The sequence below is a fragment of the Halobaculum sp. EA56 genome (genome assembly GCF_051195075.1).
Lineage (GTDB): Archaea > Halobacteriota > Halobacteria > Halobacteriales > Haloferacaceae > Halobaculum.
Genome location: NZ_JBNTJX010000018.1, coordinates 1 through 16,246, shown reverse-complemented (window position 1 = coordinate 16,246; position 16,246 = coordinate 1). Strand labels below are relative to the sequence as shown.

General features: G+C 57.1%; 13 protein-coding genes. 7 read left to right on the top strand and 6 right to left on the bottom strand.

The annotated features are described in order from the left end of the window. Positions 1-146: 146 nt before the first annotated feature. The 4 genes from ACQUQ1_RS19070 to ACQUQ1_RS19055 are packed head-to-tail and all read right to left on the bottom strand — an operon-like array spanning position 147 to position 9,176. Positions 147-3,980: a hypothetical protein gene (locus ACQUQ1_RS19070; protein ID WP_435065841.1), complete on the bottom strand. Its 3,834-nt coding sequence runs from the start codon at positions 3,978-3,980 to the stop codon at positions 147-149. After that, positions 3,977-4,597, bottom strand: a complete 621-nt coding sequence (locus tag ACQUQ1_RS19065) for a BREX protein BrxB domain-containing protein (RefSeq protein ID WP_435065840.1) — start codon at positions 4,595-4,597, stop codon at positions 3,977-3,979. The genes ACQUQ1_RS19070 and ACQUQ1_RS19065 overlap by 4 nt, the downstream gene beginning before the upstream one ends. Continuing rightward, entirely contained in the window at positions 4,594-8,340 is a 3,747-nt protein-coding gene (locus ACQUQ1_RS19060; RefSeq protein ID WP_435065839.1) for a hypothetical protein, read from the bottom strand. Before ACQUQ1_RS19060 ends, ACQUQ1_RS19065 begins: the two co-directional genes overlap by 4 nt. After that, a complete protein-coding gene (locus tag ACQUQ1_RS19055) occupies positions 8,340-9,176 on the bottom strand; it encodes a BrxA family protein (protein WP_435065838.1) in 837 nt (278 codons plus the stop codon). The genes ACQUQ1_RS19060 and ACQUQ1_RS19055 overlap by 1 nt, the downstream gene beginning before the upstream one ends. Before the next feature lie 1,127 nt (positions 9,177-10,303). On the opposite strand from ACQUQ1_RS19055, the gene ACQUQ1_RS19050 reads away from it, so the two are divergent. The 3 genes from ACQUQ1_RS19050 to ACQUQ1_RS19040 all read left to right on the top strand — a co-directional run bounded on the left by ACQUQ1_RS19050 (position 10,304) and on the right by ACQUQ1_RS19040 (position 11,912). Further along, complete coding sequence (locus ACQUQ1_RS19050) at positions 10,304-10,798, top strand: hypothetical protein (protein WP_435065837.1); 495 nt, start codon at positions 10,304-10,306, stop codon at positions 10,796-10,798. A 147-nt stretch (positions 10,799-10,945) separates the two neighbouring features. Beyond that, complete coding sequence (locus ACQUQ1_RS19045; protein ID WP_435065836.1) at positions 10,946-11,134, top strand: hypothetical protein; 189 nt, start codon at positions 10,946-10,948, stop codon at positions 11,132-11,134. Further along, a complete protein-coding gene (locus ACQUQ1_RS19040; protein WP_435065835.1) occupies positions 11,127-11,912 on the top strand; it encodes a recombinase family protein in 786 nt (261 codons plus the stop codon). Before ACQUQ1_RS19045 ends, ACQUQ1_RS19040 begins: the two co-directional genes overlap by 8 nt. 165 nt (positions 11,913-12,077) lie before the next feature. On the opposite strand, the gene ACQUQ1_RS19035 is transcribed toward ACQUQ1_RS19040, so the two are convergent. Next, complete coding sequence (locus ACQUQ1_RS19035; RefSeq protein ID WP_435065834.1) at positions 12,078-12,668, bottom strand: winged-helix domain-containing protein; 591 nt, start codon at positions 12,666-12,668, stop codon at positions 12,078-12,080. A 190-nt stretch (positions 12,669-12,858) separates the two neighbouring features. Between ACQUQ1_RS19035 and ACQUQ1_RS19030 the strand changes: the two genes are divergently transcribed. The 4 genes from ACQUQ1_RS19030 to ACQUQ1_RS19015 are packed head-to-tail and all read left to right on the top strand — an operon-like array spanning position 12,859 to position 15,262. Next, positions 12,859-13,212 (top strand): hypothetical protein, encoded by a 354-nt coding sequence (locus ACQUQ1_RS19030; protein WP_435065833.1) that lies wholly within the window; start codon positions 12,859-12,861, stop codon positions 13,210-13,212. Continuing rightward, positions 13,205-13,663, top strand: coding sequence for a hypothetical protein (locus ACQUQ1_RS19025; protein ID WP_435065832.1), 459 nt, complete (start codon positions 13,205-13,207; stop codon positions 13,661-13,663). Before ACQUQ1_RS19030 ends, ACQUQ1_RS19025 begins: the two co-directional genes overlap by 8 nt. Beyond that, positions 13,653-14,114, top strand: coding sequence for a hypothetical protein (locus ACQUQ1_RS19020; RefSeq protein ID WP_435065831.1), 462 nt, complete (start codon positions 13,653-13,655; stop codon positions 14,112-14,114). Before ACQUQ1_RS19025 ends, ACQUQ1_RS19020 begins: the two co-directional genes overlap by 11 nt. Positions 14,115-14,119: 5 nt before the next feature. Then, complete coding sequence (locus ACQUQ1_RS19015; protein WP_435065830.1) at positions 14,120-15,262, top strand: tyrosine-type recombinase/integrase; 1,143 nt, start codon at positions 14,120-14,122, stop codon at positions 15,260-15,262. A 120-nt stretch (positions 15,263-15,382) separates the two neighbouring features. Here the strand turns inward: ACQUQ1_RS19015 and ACQUQ1_RS19010 are convergent, their stop codons facing one another. Further along, entirely contained in the window at positions 15,383-15,883 is a 501-nt protein-coding gene (locus ACQUQ1_RS19010) for a universal stress protein (protein WP_435065829.1), read from the bottom strand. Between the last annotated feature and the right edge of the window lie 363 nt (positions 15,884-16,246).

Below are 16,246 nucleotides of genomic sequence, written 5' to 3'. Positions count from 1 at the left end.
CTCAACTAGCTCTCGGAACCGATCACAGTCTTCGATTCCACCGGGATATGTTGACGACACAGATGTACTACTAACAGGATTTAGCCAGTTAGAACAAATTAAATCCCAACCACGGTGAGAAGCAGGACGCCCCTCAGTTGCTTAGGTCATTTCTCGAGCAGTACGATACTTCCTTCTTCCATCTCGTCAAGTCGCTCTTTCACGTTCCTAATCCTCTCCAACACAGTCTTCGATTCCGAGAGCAGCTCATTCACACGATCTTCACTCGGTCGCTCATCAGCATCAACGGCTGCTGTAACGTCATCCGTCACGTCGGCGTTCGGAAGCTCCTGGCGTAGCTCTTCGGCGACCATCTGAAGTTCGGCCCACGCATCGTCGTCTGCACCCGGGGGCTTCGGGTCTTTGGCGCGCTCGATGAGCTGGCGCACACGTCGCTTCGTGGGTGGCCGGGAAGAGGCGAGTGCTGTCTCGACAGCCTCAGTCGTCGGCGAGTCCGGATGCTCCTCACGCAGTTCTCGGCCTGCTTCCTGTAGCTGAGACCAAGGACTCGCACCACCAGTGCCGTCGAAGAGTTCGCGAACCTGCTCGTACGTCTCGGCCTGCTGAACGACGGTGGAGTCCACGATGTCACTTTCAGACAGCTCCCCACCATCCCAGGCTGTCTCGAACACGCCTTCCAAGTCGTCAAGCACGATGTCGTCGAACTCGTCAGTAGCTGCGTCGACGATTCCTCGAACGTCCTCCTCGTTCGACCGAAGCCACACGCTCAAGTCGTCGCAGACGGCGTCAGGGTCTGATCCAGTGGTGGTGTCACCCGTGATACGCCGGTACTGCGCCGACGTTTCATCGACGCGATGCCCCTCAGCGTCCCGAAGCCGTGACTCGACCGTCGCAACACTGGGGACAGTATTGCTTTCCGCTGTCGCTCGCATGCTGGTGGTGATCGACGCGTTCGGATAGAGCGACGTCATCGTGTCCAGCTCATCACTGAACCGCTCCCAGAGCGTCGCCCCGTCTTCCTCAACGCCGAAGAGCTCGCGAGCGTCCGAGAAGGTCTTCGCCTCCTCGAGCACCGCGTCGAGATCGTCATCACTTCCCAAGTCGGACGTGGACAGCTCATCGCCGCCCAGGGCTGGCTCGATCGTCGCTTCGAACGTATCGAGCGTTACGTCGAACTCTCTGTTCGCTCCCTTCAGCGTGCGTTTGACGGTCGCGCTGTTCTCATCGACCCACCGGCCGAGTTCATTCAGCCATTCGTCCGGTCCGTCACCCTCCGGCTCCTCCCCGAGTACCGTAGTGACGAGTTCCTTCACCGTCTTCGGGTCGATGATCTCGACGCCGAACCGAATCTGGAGTGACGTCAGTCCGCCCTTTGTCCGCACCTGCCGACCGATGGCAGCGGGGTCGGTCACGTACTCGGTGTCCTGCTTGAGCGCGACAGACTCGTTGGACGTCGCGAGCGTGATGAGGAGCGCCGCGATCGACTCCTGGGGCGTCCCGCGATATTCGCCGTTCGCCGTCTGGGTCTGCTGGAGGAGCGTCTCGACGTCGACCGACTTCTGCGACTCGTACGTGTCGATGAACTCGCGACACCACCCGGTGTCGGCAATCTCAGCGCTGGTGGTATCGACGCCGAGCATGGCGGCGTCCGTGTTCGATAGCGGCCATTCACCACTCCCGCGGAAGAACGTCGCCATCGACTTCGCATCGTCGACCTCGACGAGCGGCCGTGAGAGCGTCTTCCGAGACGAACCGAACACGGTGTCGACCTGATCCGAGACCACGTCGTCGAGCACGCTGGAGCGCGCTCCGCGACGTTCGTGGACTGTGTACACCGATGCCTCCTCGAGGATCTCGGTCACCGACGATTCGAGGCGGCGCTTGTCGGCCCGGTGTTCGCGTTCGAGTTCCTCGTGGGACTCGGTCTCCTCGTCGAGCACCTGCCCCATGCCGATGACATTTCGAATCCGCTCGAGCATCGTCTCAGGCACGTCGATGGTGATCAGGACATGCTCGCCACCATCGCGGCCGTCGTTTACATCCTGCCACGTTTCGACCTGCTCGGAGACGGTGTCAGGATCGTCAGCCAGCACGCGCACGCGAAGCGCGTCGTACTCGGGCGACGGTGCCCGATCGACCGGTTCGAGGATGGAGTAGTCGTAGCGAAGCGGGACGAGGCGCTCGTCGCCGACGTCGACCTCGTGGCGGCTGCCGTCGCTCCGGAAGAAGTCGTCGTTCTCGCGCAGCCGCGTCTCCAGCCACGCCGACAGCTGATGGGGAGAAATCTTGGCGGCTTTGTCCTGCGCCCGACTGAGGATGCTTTCCTGTTCCTCAGAGACGAGCGTGTACACCTCGTCGCCCTCATCGTTCGTCTCGGTGAGAACCTTCTGCTTGTCAACGAGCGTCTCCAGCCCCGACTCAGTTCGCTCGACGACGTCGTCGACCGACGCCGTGACATTGTCGACCATCAGCCGACCGAGGTTCTCGGGCGTCGAGGGGACAGCAGGCGTCTGGTTCAGGAGGTAGAGCCCTTTCGCGAGGCGCACCTCCCAAGCGTCTTCGTCGCCATCGAATGTCGGCACCAGCGTGTTGTCGACCATCTCCTGGACCCACAGCGGGAGATACGTCGTCTCCTCGACCAACAGATCGAACAGAACGTCCCACGTGACGAGCGAGCCCTCCTCCTTCGACGCCCACCCGAACTTGGTGAACAGCGACCGGACCAAGACGAGCAGCGCTCGCCCCTGGATGTAGTCTCGGTCGGTCGACCGGCCCTGCGTGATGAGCTCCTGCATTACTGCACGCAGGAGCGACAGATCGTACTCGCGGAACGGGTAGGACTCGATAGGGTCTGGGTCGGCGCTCGTCACCGAGGAGTACGTCTCGAGTGAGAGGTTGGGCATCGACGCCACCAGCGACTCGACACGCTCCTGCCCCTCGGGGTCGGACTTCTGAAGCCATCGCTTCCGGACGATAATCTCGGTGTCTGCCCCTTCGAGGGGGACCTGCTGATGCGTCCAGTGCTCTTCTGGCGGTTCACCGATGAGGTTCTCGCGCGTATCTGGGAGCGAATACTGCCCGGTCGTGACGACGACGGGGTTCGGGCCACGCTGGAGCGCCTCCATCGTCTCTTCGAACTCTCGGTAGCGGTGGCGGCTGTCACCGACGAAGAGCGCAACCTCGTCAAGGCCCAGCAGCAGCTCGGTTCGCTTGCCCTCGTCGTTCAGGGCGTCTGTTGCGGTCTCGACACGCGAGACGAGATCCTCGGGATCGAACGCTTCGGGCTCGACGTCATCCTCCGCGGTCTCGATGGACGCTTTCACGCCCGAACTGCTATCGAGGTCCGTTCCTGTGGTCTCTGCCATCGCCGGTAAGGCGTCGTAGAGCCAACTGCGGAGTGAGGCCCGTTCGTCGAGCACCTCGTCGAACGTCTTCCCCTCGTGTTCGAACTCCTGAAGCGCCTCCCAGACGCCGTCGTACTTCATATCGAGCGTCCACGCCCACTCGAGCAGCCAGTTCGGGTCGGTCGGATACCCGAGTTCACGGCCGATCGCTTCGAAGATGAGGAACGGCAACGGGGGTTCTTTCGACGCGTCGCGGTCGAGCAGGTTGAGGAAGACTGGCTTGAGTCGGTCGACGTGCGAGTCAGTGATGGACCGCTGGAGTTCGTCGAAGCCGGGCCACTGCTCGGCCAATCGATCACCGAGGTAGGCGAACTCGGACTCGTCGTCGGCAAGGAGGCCCACGAGCTTCAGCAGGTGGGTCTTCCCCGACCCGAACGTTGCGTGAATGTAGAGGAACCGCGCAGCTTCCCCGGGATGGGTCTGGATGACTTCACCGAGTTCCTCGAGGACTCGCTCGGCGCTCTCGGTTTCGTAGAACTCTCTGACGTCGGTCTCGGCCCGTTCGCGAGCGTTGACTTTCTGTACTTCCTCGAGCTGTCGCGTCGGATCGCTGTGGAAGAGATCGCGGATCGTCACTGGAGGTGCACCCCCTGGATCTGGCCGTCGATCTGGTGGGCCGGATAGTAGTGTCGCGATTCACCGCCGAAGAAGCTCAACTTCCCGCCGACGACGTCCCCAGGGAACGGGATCCCGATCGTGGACTTGACGTTCCGTCGGTCGAGTTCGTCGAGGAGTTCTGACGCGCGCGTGAACGGATACAAACTGCCGAGATTGAGGAGGAGCACCACGTGGCTCTGGGTCTCCAGCTGGTCTTCACTGAGCTCGTGTTCGATCATCTGCTGAACGAGCTCTTCGGCGAGCTGGTCCTGCATCGTCTCCTCGATCCGCTCGCCTGGCGACGCGTCACCCTCGAGATCGGCCAGGGGTTCGCCCAGATCGACGAGGAGTTTGTAGACGTCGGTCTGTGGGAGGAGTTCGTCGAGCCAGGTTGGCTGGACAGTGACGTCGTCGGGTATCTCTGGTTGTTCCATTCGTCCACTCGACCAAGTCTCAAGACGGTCCGCAACTTGGTGTTCGACTGCCGGGTCGACGGCAGCGATGACGAACGGGTTCCGAATCCCGTGCTGTCCTTGCGCGAATGTACGTAGTTTCTCCTTGAATTCACGATATGGCGACGAACTTGTCTGGCTCATCGAATGATCACCCCTTCGTCTGTCTCCTCGATCGCAAGGTCTTGCTGCTCAACGAGTCGTTCCAACCGGCGATCCAGCTTTTGCCGGTCATCGGGAACGATTCCGATTTGGTCAACGTCGTCGGGGGTTCGATCGCCGACAATCGACGACAGTTCGTCGAGTCGCGCATCCAACTCGACCGGGTCGTACTCGACAGCCTGAGTGAGCGACTCTAACTGCGCCACGTCGTCGGTCACCTCGACGATCTCGTCCGCGTCTGCATCATCTGACAGCGTCGTAATGGCGTTCTCGATCGTTTCGTACCACTGCTGGAGATGACGCATCGGCGTGATGTTCTCCCCCTCGAAGGCGATGTGGACGCCTGCGGGGAGCTCAGTCGCCGGCAGCACCCACGGATGCTCCTCGATACGATTGACCAGTTCACGCAGACCGCGTTCGTCGACGAACGCCTCCCACGAGCGCTCGAGTTCGGGAGCGAGATCGGGAACCAGTTCACTGGAGAAGGTACTCCATCCATCTGTTGTCCACCACGCGCCGTCGAACGACGAGACTGCGGACGAACGAGCGGTGATTGCGGATTGTGCGTCTTCGTCAACCCAGTCGAACTGGCTGTCACCAATCGTTAGCACCGCGTCTAGCTGTTGCAACGCAGAAAGACGGCGGTTCCAGACGTCGACGACCTCCTTGACCCACTCCTGTGTCTCGTTCGTCTCGTCGATGACGTCCTCGATACCGTCGTCCTGGGATTTGACGATCGAGAGCCGGTCATCAACGGCTTCGATTCGCTCAGACAGTTCGTCGGCGAACGCGTCGAGCAACGCCGTGACTTCGTCGGTACGAACCTCGGTATCGACGACTAAGGTGACGTCTTCCCGAAGGCCGGTGAGTTTCGAGCGAATCTGCTGGTTTGCCTCTTGGAGATTGATGAGGCCGTCTGCGACTGTTTCGGTCGTCTCTTTGAAACCGCCCTCTTCGAGAAGCTTCCCCAAGTTGGGGCGAGGGAGCAGTTTCAGTCGCGTCGTCGAGAGACTGTCGAGATCGAGGACGGTTTCGTCGGCCAGCGTGTTGCCGTCTTCGTCGACGGGTACCAGCCGGCCTTTTCGACAGAACCCCCAGATGATGGCGCAGAGAGCGGGTCGTGTCTCATCGTAGAACGGCTTCTGGTCGATGATGCCATCGAGGACCGTATTCATGTTGAGGCCCTCCTCGCGGTCCTTCAGTTGCCGGCCAGTGAGCGACATCACGTTACGCTGGATAGTCTGTTTGCCCTGCCCCCCATTCTGGTTCGAGGCGGGCACCTGAATCGTTCGCGCCCACGTGGGAAGCGGCGCATCGCTGTCGAGTTCGCGTAGCTCCCGCAGTCGGCTTTCGTCGACCTGGAGCATCATCGGGTGGAAGTCGTCGGGATACGCGACGTCGACCGCGACCTGAACTGCTTTCGAGAGGCCGCCAATGTCTGTCCGATCTTTCACGGTGTACGAGCCACTCATCATCGCGCTGATCAGCTTGCTGCGGACGGCGCTCGCACGCTGTTCGAGGTCACGTTCGACCGCTTTTGGCGCGTCGCGTGTCGCAATCGCGTCGCGAAGCGCCCACCACTCGACCAGTCGCTTGCGTAAGTCCTGGAGACCATCCGTGTCGATTTCCCAGTAGAGTGTGTCCTCATCGGTTTGGTCAGGCTCTGCGTCCGGACGAACGCCCTGAATCGCGACGTCAATATCCAGCCCGCCCTCGGTTTCGATACTGGTCTCGAACGTCGTCCCATCGAGCTGGAAGTGGTACGAAACCGGGTATTCGTCGCCGGACTCGCCGTACGGTACTGACTCGGGGAGGGAGAGGTCCTGGGTGAGGCGCTCCCAGAGGTGGTCGTCCAGCGTTTCAACGATCTCGTCCCAGTCAGGGTCGGCTTCGTTCTCTTCGGTCTCGTCGTAGATGAGACGTTCTTCCTGAGTCGCGAACCGATAGCGAGGTCCGCTCTCGTCCTGGGTCGGCCGAATGAACTTCTGAAGTCGATCCAGTGACTCCTCGACGCGATTGGTCGTGCTAATCCACGATTGGCCGTTCAGGTCGTCCATGACGGCGACCGCGATGTTCCCCTCGTTCAGGGGGACGATTTCGTGAACGTGCTGGAGCAAGAGCACCGCCTTCGCGACATCAAGGTCGAACGCCTGAATCTCACTCTCATCGTCGTCTACCTCGTCTGCGATGCCAGTCGTCTCTTCAGCACCCTCGACGACGCGCATGTCCTGCGGAAGGATTTCGCGCAACTCGGGCTCGATCAGCTCGAAGAAGTCGACCAGCGAGACGATGTGGTCCTCTTCGCCTTCGTCGACCCAGTCGTCGAGCAGCCCGTGCATGAGCGCAAGAATCGCTCGTGCAGTTCCCGAGAAGATAGACTTCGCGGGGTCGTTCGCCTCCCGCCGGAGGTTGAACAGGATCTCGAGGAACAGTGGTGCGTGGTATGGCAGGAACGGGTAAAACTCGACGAGTTCCTCGTCGTCGATTGCATCGAGTGGCGGCTTCGTGTTCTGCTTGATTTCGTTGTAGACAAGCGATTCAGCTGGTTTCACGTCGGCGTCGTTCAGCACTCGCCGGACGGCGTCTTCGCCAGTCTCTGACTTCTGGAAGAGTCGCCGCTTAGCGATGTCACCGACGTGCTTGCTCGGAAGCTGATACCGGTGGGGGAACCGGTCTTTGACGATACTGAAATCGGCCCCGTGGGCTGCGAACTTTGGCTGGACGTCCTCGATCTTCGCCTGCGCCGTTGCGACGAGCTGGATGTCACCGCCACCGATGTCGTCGACGTTTTCTGCAAGCGTCTGAAGCTCGGTGAGCCGCTCGAAGTCCGTTCCGATGAAGAGACTCACCTCGTCGAGCAGGAGGACAAGCTTGACTGGTTCCCCAAGTTCTTCCTCGCGGGCTTGTCGGAGTGACTCTAGACGACTGACGACTTCTTCTGGGTCAATATCCGACGGTTGGAGGTCAGTGTAGCCATCGCGCGTCCCCGTTACCTCTTCGAAGAGCTCTGGAAGGACGACGTCGGAGAGCGCACTGTACTGTTGGATGTCGGTCCAGAGACCTTCTTTCGCCCACTCGTATCGCGGCGCCTCCGGGGTTACTCCGTCAACGACGGACGCCGCTCGGTTTTGCCGTTCAGGCCAGGCTTCGGTCGTTTGGTACCAGTCTTCGAAGTACGCGACGTCGAGCTGGGTGGACAGTCCGGTGGAGATCCTGTCATCGACGCCAGTGAGGATCGGATTCTGGTGAGCGTGTCGAAGGACGATCTCACTAAAGCTGCGTTGCTTCTGGCCCTGATACTTCAGTAAGTTCACCGAGACGGGGATGACGTGGTACTTTGAGTGAACACGTTCCCACCCGTCGCGCAACGCATCGAGATCGGCTTCAGTTGACGTGTCCGGGACGAGGTCGGTCCAGACGTCGTCGTATCGGCTCTGGAGCCACTGCGTGTCCATCAGGCCGTCGAGGACAGTCAGCAGGTGGCTCTTCCCGCTCCCGTAGTAGCCGTAGAGCCAGTAGTTCGAACCCGTGCGCATATCCTCCGCTTCGCCAAGTAGCCGATTGACGAAGTCTTCGAGGAAGCGCTGGGAGTCGGCCGTCACGTGATACGATTCGATGGCCTGCCTTCTGTGGCGGTTTGCATCCGCAGACTGGTCCTCGCGATCGATTCGCACCGATTCTTCGAAGTCCTCAGGTAGGTCTTCAAACCACGTTGCGTCAACCATTATTCAGCCTCCTCTTGAGTGATCCATGAGTACGGGCTGTCAGTCGGCCGCAGTTGCAGACTTCCGTGGAGTTCGACGAACTCCCACGCGCCTGTTTCAGCGGCTCTGTCGTAGAGTTCCTCCCATCTGTCACTCGGTTGGAACAGGTACTGAAGCCCGACGGGTGACTCGACCCAGCCCTCTTCCCCTTCCTCGTACGAGTACCCCATTGCGACGAGGAGTGGGATGTCACCCAACGATGGCGGGCTGCCGACGACAGTTTGCTGATCCTCCAGTATGCCGATTTCGCGCATGACCGAGCGAAATCCTTCGCACCATCGTTCCGTGGTTGAGTCAGCGTAGTCGAACGCCGACCCATCGGCGTACTCGAACTGGTTCAGGACAGTCATCAGGGTCTCGTTCGAGAAGTCGAGAGCGTCAGGACGGGCTTCCGAGAGTCGCTGAATGTATTCGTGGACGACATAGCGAACGAGCGCGTCATCAGCGACGAGATACGGGTAAAGCACTTGGGCTTTGTCTCGCGACGTCGCACAGGCATCCAATACGGATGGAAGATCGCGCGGGTTTGGGAGGCTAGCCGGCGCGTTTTTGAATCGCGATGTGAGGACGCGGTATATCTTCTGTGAGCTGCCCCTTGTACTGCGGTTCGCACGACGCTCCTCGAACCAGACTTCCCTGACCTGGTTCCAGTTCTCATGTTCCTCGTACAGGAGCGCAAGTTCCTCAGCTCGCTCCGGCAGGAGGCCGCACATGGTCAGATCCATGTTGACCTCGTTGGGAGCGAATGAGCGGGAAAGGGACGGTGGGTCCCGCCCGCCGTCCGGGAGAGCGTTCATACGATGGTGGAGTCAATCAACCTACTTTACTATTTGTCATCGGCGAAGTGCGAAATTGAGGTGTAGTCAGGACACCCCCACACCATATTCAAAATGATTTCTATCACAATACTTCCTGCCCTCACTCACGCACTGTGCCCTACGTGTTGATCCCTTCACAGAGGGGGCATCGCCTCATCGGTGGTTGTGGAAAACAGTACCTCGCATCTGCAAGTGTGGAGTAGGACGCTGTAGAACGGCGATTTCAAGAGTATTGCCTACTGACTCAAATCGACCGTCTCGCATCTGTAGTTGCGTGTTAGACGTTCTATTGCCCGAACACCCACATAACCATTAAATATCTAACATAGACACACACACCGTCTCGCATCTGTAGATCGGTTTGAGAACAAGGGGAGGGGGAAGGACGCATTCATGGCCAGACTATTCGAATGTGGAAATACATTAACAATTTCTGATACAAACGCCAGATGCGGTATCTGATAAAGATTGAACCTTATGGTATAAGCAATAACTACCTAATACTAGTTTCTAGACAAAATAGTAGGTATAGCAACATTTGGTAGTTCCAACGGCTCAAGCACCCCCTAAGCAACGATCTCTATCATGTAGGGACTGCGTTTGACCAGTTTCACGGCCTGTCTATGAGGCATTTGCAGATGCGAGACGGTGTGTGTGTGTGTCTTCGAATACTGTCGACAAAATCCGGCTGTCCTGTCAAACCTAGTGTGAACACCGCCTGCCCCTCCCACAAACAGACTTACAGATGCGAGACGGTGTGTGCGTCTTCCGAAGCCAAAGCGTAACCCACACTGAACACTTCGACGGTGGTGTGTGGGGGACCTGCTCCTCCTCGTAATTCGGTAACACTACCATCGACTGGTCTCGTCACCAACGACATGAAAACCACCAGAATGAATTGAGCTCTGGCCTTTGCCTTCAGAATTTGATGGGTTGTTACCAAAGCAGTCTGTGTGGTCTTCAAGTTCGCCGAACCGATAATCCAATCCGGGTCCTCTCTGGCGAGTGTCCAAGAAGATGGGCAGCACTACAGTTTAGAGAGACAGGTAGTCTTCCGATCAGATTTGACCTAACCCTTATACGTGCCATTCCAAATATCGAAACATGTGCCGCCACACGAAACTCACGACGGGACAAGACCAAATGCAGTCGAGAGTCTTGAGACCGTCATCGTCGATGTTGAAGAGATCCTCCAAGGTCTGAAGTTCAATCAACAGCCACCTGAGTACAAGGATCAACGCCACGCAGTTCTTCGGATTCACCCGCCGTTTTTCCCCGAATCCGAGGCGACCCTTGACTACATACAGTCTGGGGATCGCTACCCGCCAGAGATCCAGAACCCAATTCACGTTGCTCCAGCAGAGTTCCTCGAAGATCGATCGAAACTGCGGCCAAAGCCTCGAAGGAAGAGAGAGCGCCGGCTGGCGGAGGAAGAACTCGGGGCGGATTCCGTTGATGCAGAAACTGTGGATGAGTGGCTCGAAACCGCGATGAATCTTTGGGAAGATAGGGCCAGATCGTTGCTCGCCGACGAGATCGAGATCAGAAAGCGCCATCCAGAAGGACCTCATTCGGTGGATGTGAGGTACAGAAGAGAGTAGAACGTAGTAAACTACCACTCCTCTTTGGTGACACACCGCGGTCGAAGTGAGCAGCTGTAGTCGAATTACACTTGTCCCACTACCCGGGGGTTCCGTGACACAGTCAATTAGCATTAAGTATAGTGCTAATATTAGCACTAACTATCGATGCCCAAGACAACCGTCACGAAGACCACGAGCACCACCACCAACGCCGACGGTGAGGACCAGACCGTTGAGCAGTACCGAACAACTGTCCCTAAAGGAATTGCCGAGGCGATGGATCTCGAGGGCGTACGTCTCGAGTGGAGCGTCAAGAGCGGAAACACGCTCGAACTCAGAATCACTGATGAGTGACACCGCCACCAGCAAGGCGCTCGCAGTCATTCGTCGGTCACAGGGCGACGAGGACGGCGCAAGCCTTCGTCTCCAGCGCGAACAGGTGCCGGCGCTCGCAGGCAATCTCGCTAATGAGTACGACATCGTTGACCTTGGAGTCCATACCGGGTTCTCAATTCTTTCGCGAGGTGAGAGTGATCCACGAATCGACAACAACGACGAGGTCTTGGACGCGATTGAACGGCTACGAGCCGGGGAGTACGACTACGTGGTTGCCTGGGACGATTCTCGGCTGGCACGGGATGGCTTTTTCGCTGAGTGGCGACTTGCGGCCGCCTCAGGTAGTGCCGAATTCGCATTTGTCTCTGGGGATGTTGATGTCGACAGTATGGAACACGGTGTTCGCCGGGCAGTCGAGACTGCGATCAAACGCGAGGAAATTAAGAAGTCCCGTGAGGCCGTGAGCGATCGCGAACAGCGGGCAATGTGGAACTCCCGTCCACCTGTTGGTCTCGAGTTCGATGACGCTCATGAGTATCTGGTAGCGAGTGATCAGTTCGATGCCGTCGTGGACGCGCTCGAGATGCGCTCTGACGGTGTATCATATCGTTCAGTCGTAGAAGAGACCGGGCTTTCTCGCGGAGCGATTGGACGGTGGATCGACAACGTCCAGGAGCGAGCTCGATCATGCCGGGACGGTGATACCGCACGCACGCTCCTTACTGCCGCACCAGACGACGCAATTGACGATCACGACGATGAAGACTCAGGCGTCACTCGGTATCAAAGAAGGTGAGCCGCCAAGAGCAATGGATGCTGGCGGTGACTTGCTGAAACCCTCCCGCCCAGTTGCTCGCGCGACTTGCAGTCCCGTCGATCAGGGGCAGATTGCCGTTCTGAGATTCAAGAGAGACTGTCGACAGTAACCGTCCAGCGATGAACAGAGGCAGTTCATGGGCGATTATTCGGTTTTGACCTCTTCCTGTTCAGATGGCAGGCTAATGTACCCATATTCGCCCGTGTCATTGATGTCCGGTTCAAGCCGGAACATCTGTAACAAGTATTGGCCTCCTAGTGAAAGCTTGAGACAACCCTCTGAATTTTCAGCAAGCATTCCTTCTGAAACAAGAGCACTGATACGATCGCGTATGTGCTCAGGTTCCGCTGAAACTAGGGCAACAACCTCATCTACAGACGGGGCTTCATCTTTTCCCTGTACTTCCTCGAGTATCTGATAATCCAGCGGATCAATCTCGGTTGCTTCGACGGGCTCATCGCCCGCTGTCGCTGCACCATACGGCGACCCGCTGAGGTAATTGATTCCTTTCGGGGTTATTTGATAGTATGAACCCTCTTCTCGAACCTTCTCAATAAACTCCGCCTCAGAGAGTTTGTCGACCCTTCTCTTGATCGTTGAGTACGAGACCGTTTCTCCGCTGAGTTCTAGGTTGAGTTCAATTCCCCTCTTGTTCAGCGCAACACCGCTTTTCCCGAGTAATTCGAGAATGATCTCGTCATTTTCATTAAGCCAATTCGGTCGGACCCGCTGCATTTGGTGCTAATACGACGACGTTTCACTTAGTAGTGGCTGAAATACTCCCCCAGGTAGTGAATAACAAATTGCTAGAGACTATGACCAAATACTGGGCCACATTTATATAGTACCGCTCTATACATGGGCATGGAAACGATGCCAACTCGTTCGATAGAACAAGTCGACCCAATCAGGCAGGTGGTGAACCGTGACCGGTGAAATCTCCACCGCTGGGACCTGGGAAGCTGCTGACGATTCCAATGTGGAATCAGTGTGGCCTTCCGACCCGACACCTACGAAGAGCCCCTACGGTACTCCAGAAGACCGGACTACCGTTGCGGTTCAGCAATCGGCCACCGAATCACGGTATGCGAAAGTGAATCGTGATTCCGAAGGGGCAGTCCTCGGTATCGCCCTCTTCCTAAATGAAACCGAACTGTGCCGTCTTGGCGTTGAACTCGACAAAGCAGAGGAGATCAAATACTGGGTGCAAGATGGCTACCTACGGTTCGCCAGCCCTGACTCCGCGGAAAATGAGGTGAGTCCGCAAAACGATGGCTGAATCTCAAACAGCCACCACGTACCCAACTGCGCAGCAGTATGAGAGGTGGAAAGACCGGGCGAAGGACTTCGGAATGAGTGTCAGCGAGTTCATCCAGTACATGGTCGAAGCCGGGTTGAAGAAATTCGATGCTCGGGTAGAAGCCGATGAATCGAGACAAGAACTCCGGCAGCAACGGAATGACCTGAAAGCTGAACTTGAGCACGCGCGCGACCGAATCAACACATTGGAGAATCGGCTTCATAGAACTGAGCGTGAGACCGTCCGCAATTTCGTTCAGGACCACCCCGGATCCACCTATGAGGACGTCACCCAACATGTCATCGACAGCGCCCCAGATCGGGTGAATGCTCATCTGGATGCACTGGAAGGCGATGCGATAGAGACGGTCAACAACCGGTACTACCCGACGAAATCGAGTACCGAGGAGGGAATCTCTGATGCCGCGTGAACTCTCCAACGATCCACGGGACCGACTTGGAGTGTACAAGCGACTTGAGGAGGTCCCCCCGCGCTATCGACTGCGACAACACGCTGACGTGTACCGAGGTGAGGATGTCTGGGAGACCTTCTTGGAGGACCACCTCTTCCCCCAGTATCCCAAGGACAGGTACCGGCAAGACACCCGACGTGCTGGCCGTCTCTGGAAAAGTCATATGGCCGACTGCGGTCGGCATCACGCACTCGCAACGCCTGAGGATGTCGACCAGTGGTGCCGGTCGCTTCTGGATCAGCGCAACGTCAGGACCGTGTACAACCACTACTGGGTGCGGCTAGAGCGGTTCTACGACTGGCTACTCACGCGAACAGACCACCCGCACGTGTACCACCCGTTCCTGATGGCAGCAGCAGAATACGAGACTGCTAGCAGGATCTGGGAAGCAAAGGTCGAACAGAGGTGAATCCCATGAGTAGTGAAGACACTCGCGACGGGATAGAGGAGAAACGTAAGGCATTCGCTGATGCGTTCGACCTGGAAGCAGATCCCCTCGCGAAGTACGACAGTCAATTCCGGAATCTGAACAGTGACCCCCTCGAAATGTACGCAACCGATGTCTTGGCATCACGAGGTCTCTCTGAAAGCCGGAAGAACGACTACTGGAGGGTCTTCAGGCAGTTCAGAGAACACATGCAGAAACAGGGTCGTCACTATGCGTGCGCAAACACGCAACACGTGAAGACTTTTGCCGAGACACAACGCTCGAAACGGGATCACGAGGTGGATACAATCAAATCCCACCTGAGAATTCTAAATAAACTCTACAGATACTGGCAACGAGAGCCAGTGTTCCCACACGGTGAGGAGTACAACCCCGTTGAAGCTGCCCGTGAGAAGATCCCGTTTCGAGAGTGGAAGCAAGAAGAACCGGATAAAGATCATCCGAACGTCCCTCTTGAGGACCTGCGAGAAGGCCTCAGGACGATTAAACACATCAGAGACCGATGCTGTGTCGGTGGGCAGATCAAGCTCGGGATGCGTGTTGGCGCGATCTGTAACTGCCAGATCCAAGACGTGTCGATCCGCCACCCCGGAATCAAAGAAACCTACCCAGAACTCGGAACGCACCCTCGCGTCCAGGGGCTAGAGAACGCGATTTACATTCCATCCGAGAAAGAGCGGGACGGGAACAAGTCGAAACGTGCTCGGATTCTACCACTGGACGACGAAATGCGTCAGCTGCTGGTGCAGTGGCTGCTCATTCGTCCCGACAACGGCGAATCGTGGGTGTTCCTCTCCGATCAGCGTCACGATAGGTTATGGCCGAAAAAGATCAACACCGCATGGAAGGATGCATTCCATCCGGAATACGAGGAAACTGAACACCACGAAGGCGTGACGAGTCACTTCGGCCGCCACTGGTTCAGCAGCTACTGGCGAATCGACCAGGATCTGAATCGCGAGTTGATCAAGTACATGCGTGGTGACGCAATCGGCGATGCATCGGTTGACTATGGTGAGGCGATCGATTCGTACCTCCACACGTACTACGACGACATCGAGAACATCTACCGGGAGAACATCTTCAAGTTAGGAATTGGGCCGTATTAGCTACCGCCGAATCATCTCCCAGATTCCGTTGATGTTCTCGGCGTCTTGCTGAATACAGGGCGCGTATCGGCCACGGTTGAGTTACTCAAATTGTATTTGTCTATGGTTTACAGACAGTATCTACTGATAGAACCCAGATGTACTTTCATATGTCGGACTGTCAGCAACAGCATGAATCTTTGAGGGTGCCTTGTTACGGACGATGTATACGTCGTAGGAATCCTCGGCGGCAACAGAAGGCCCGACTTCCCCAACACCAGATACGATATGTCCCGCATTTTCACTTCCTAAAAACACAACGGCTGCGTCCGCATCAGTCGCGGCTTCTCTCAATTCGTTCGCAATAGCACCTTGAGGAGCATATTTATCAACGGTGAAATGGCGGAAATCAGCTTCTGGAACAAGATTAACAATACGCTCGTGCAGCGTCGAGATGACGTTCTCCAATTCATACTCCTCGTCTGGTTTCAGCCACCCCTTCTCGCGTGCATACTCAACATCGCCTTTCGGGATGACTGTAAGGACAAGAATTTCTTCGTCGAATACTTGGTTGAATTCTTTTGCCCGAACTAACGCTGTTTCAGCCAATTCGGACATGTCGAATGGAATGACGAACGTCATAACGGGTGAACTATCTATACAGAAAAGAACCTGTCCCCTTTCGTCAGCGGTGTGTAGACTGTATTCGCCCGAATCGCTGAGAATAAAACGTCCTTGCCGTGACCGAGATAACCTCTGTATGCAGCACGATCTTCTTGACACCAGTCTGGTAGACAACACTCTACAGCAGTGGGTCGATCACCTGTACTTACGAATCCGACCCAGAACCTGATATTGCTGAAATTTAGATTGAGACGGGAACTACACCCATCCCTCAGGCGGCGACTGCTAGCGGATCTTCGTTTCCGAGCATCCCGGAGGTGGTGACGATGGCCTCGTTGTCGGCGGCGATGCGCTCCCGTTGGCCGTCCTTCCCGGTGACGT

What these genes read in the sequence shown, in the direction of transcription:
- ACQUQ1_RS19065 (WP_435065840.1), bottom strand. Translation starts at nt 4,597, where the DNA reads ATGAGCCAGACAAGTTCGTCGCCATATCGTGAATTCAAGGAGAAACTA.
- ACQUQ1_RS19060 (WP_435065839.1), bottom strand. Translation starts at nt 8,340, where the DNA reads ATGGTTGACGCAACGTGGTTTGAAGACCTACCTGAGGACTTCGAAGAA.
- ACQUQ1_RS19055 (WP_435065838.1), bottom strand. Translation starts at nt 9,176, where the DNA reads ATGAACGCTCTCCCGGACGGCGGGCGGGACCCACCGTCCCTTTCCCGC.
- ACQUQ1_RS19045 (WP_435065836.1), top strand. Translation starts at nt 10,946, where the DNA reads ATGCCCAAGACAACCGTCACGAAGACCACGAGCACCACCACCAACGCC.
- ACQUQ1_RS19040 (WP_435065835.1), top strand. Translation starts at nt 11,127, where the DNA reads ATGAGTGACACCGCCACCAGCAAGGCGCTCGCAGTCATTCGTCGGTCA.
- ACQUQ1_RS19035 (WP_435065834.1), bottom strand. Translation starts at nt 12,668, where the DNA reads ATGCAGCGGGTCCGACCGAATTGGCTTAATGAAAATGACGAGATCATT.
- ACQUQ1_RS19025 (WP_435065832.1), top strand. Translation starts at nt 13,205, where the DNA reads ATGGCTGAATCTCAAACAGCCACCACGTACCCAACTGCGCAGCAGTAT.
- ACQUQ1_RS19020 (WP_435065831.1), top strand. Translation starts at nt 13,653, where the DNA reads ATGCCGCGTGAACTCTCCAACGATCCACGGGACCGACTTGGAGTGTAC.
- ACQUQ1_RS19015 (WP_435065830.1), top strand. Translation starts at nt 14,120, where the DNA reads ATGAGTAGTGAAGACACTCGCGACGGGATAGAGGAGAAACGTAAGGCA.
- ACQUQ1_RS19010 (WP_435065829.1), bottom strand. Translation starts at nt 15,883, where the DNA reads ATGACGTTCGTCATTCCATTCGACATGTCCGAATTGGCTGAAACAGCG.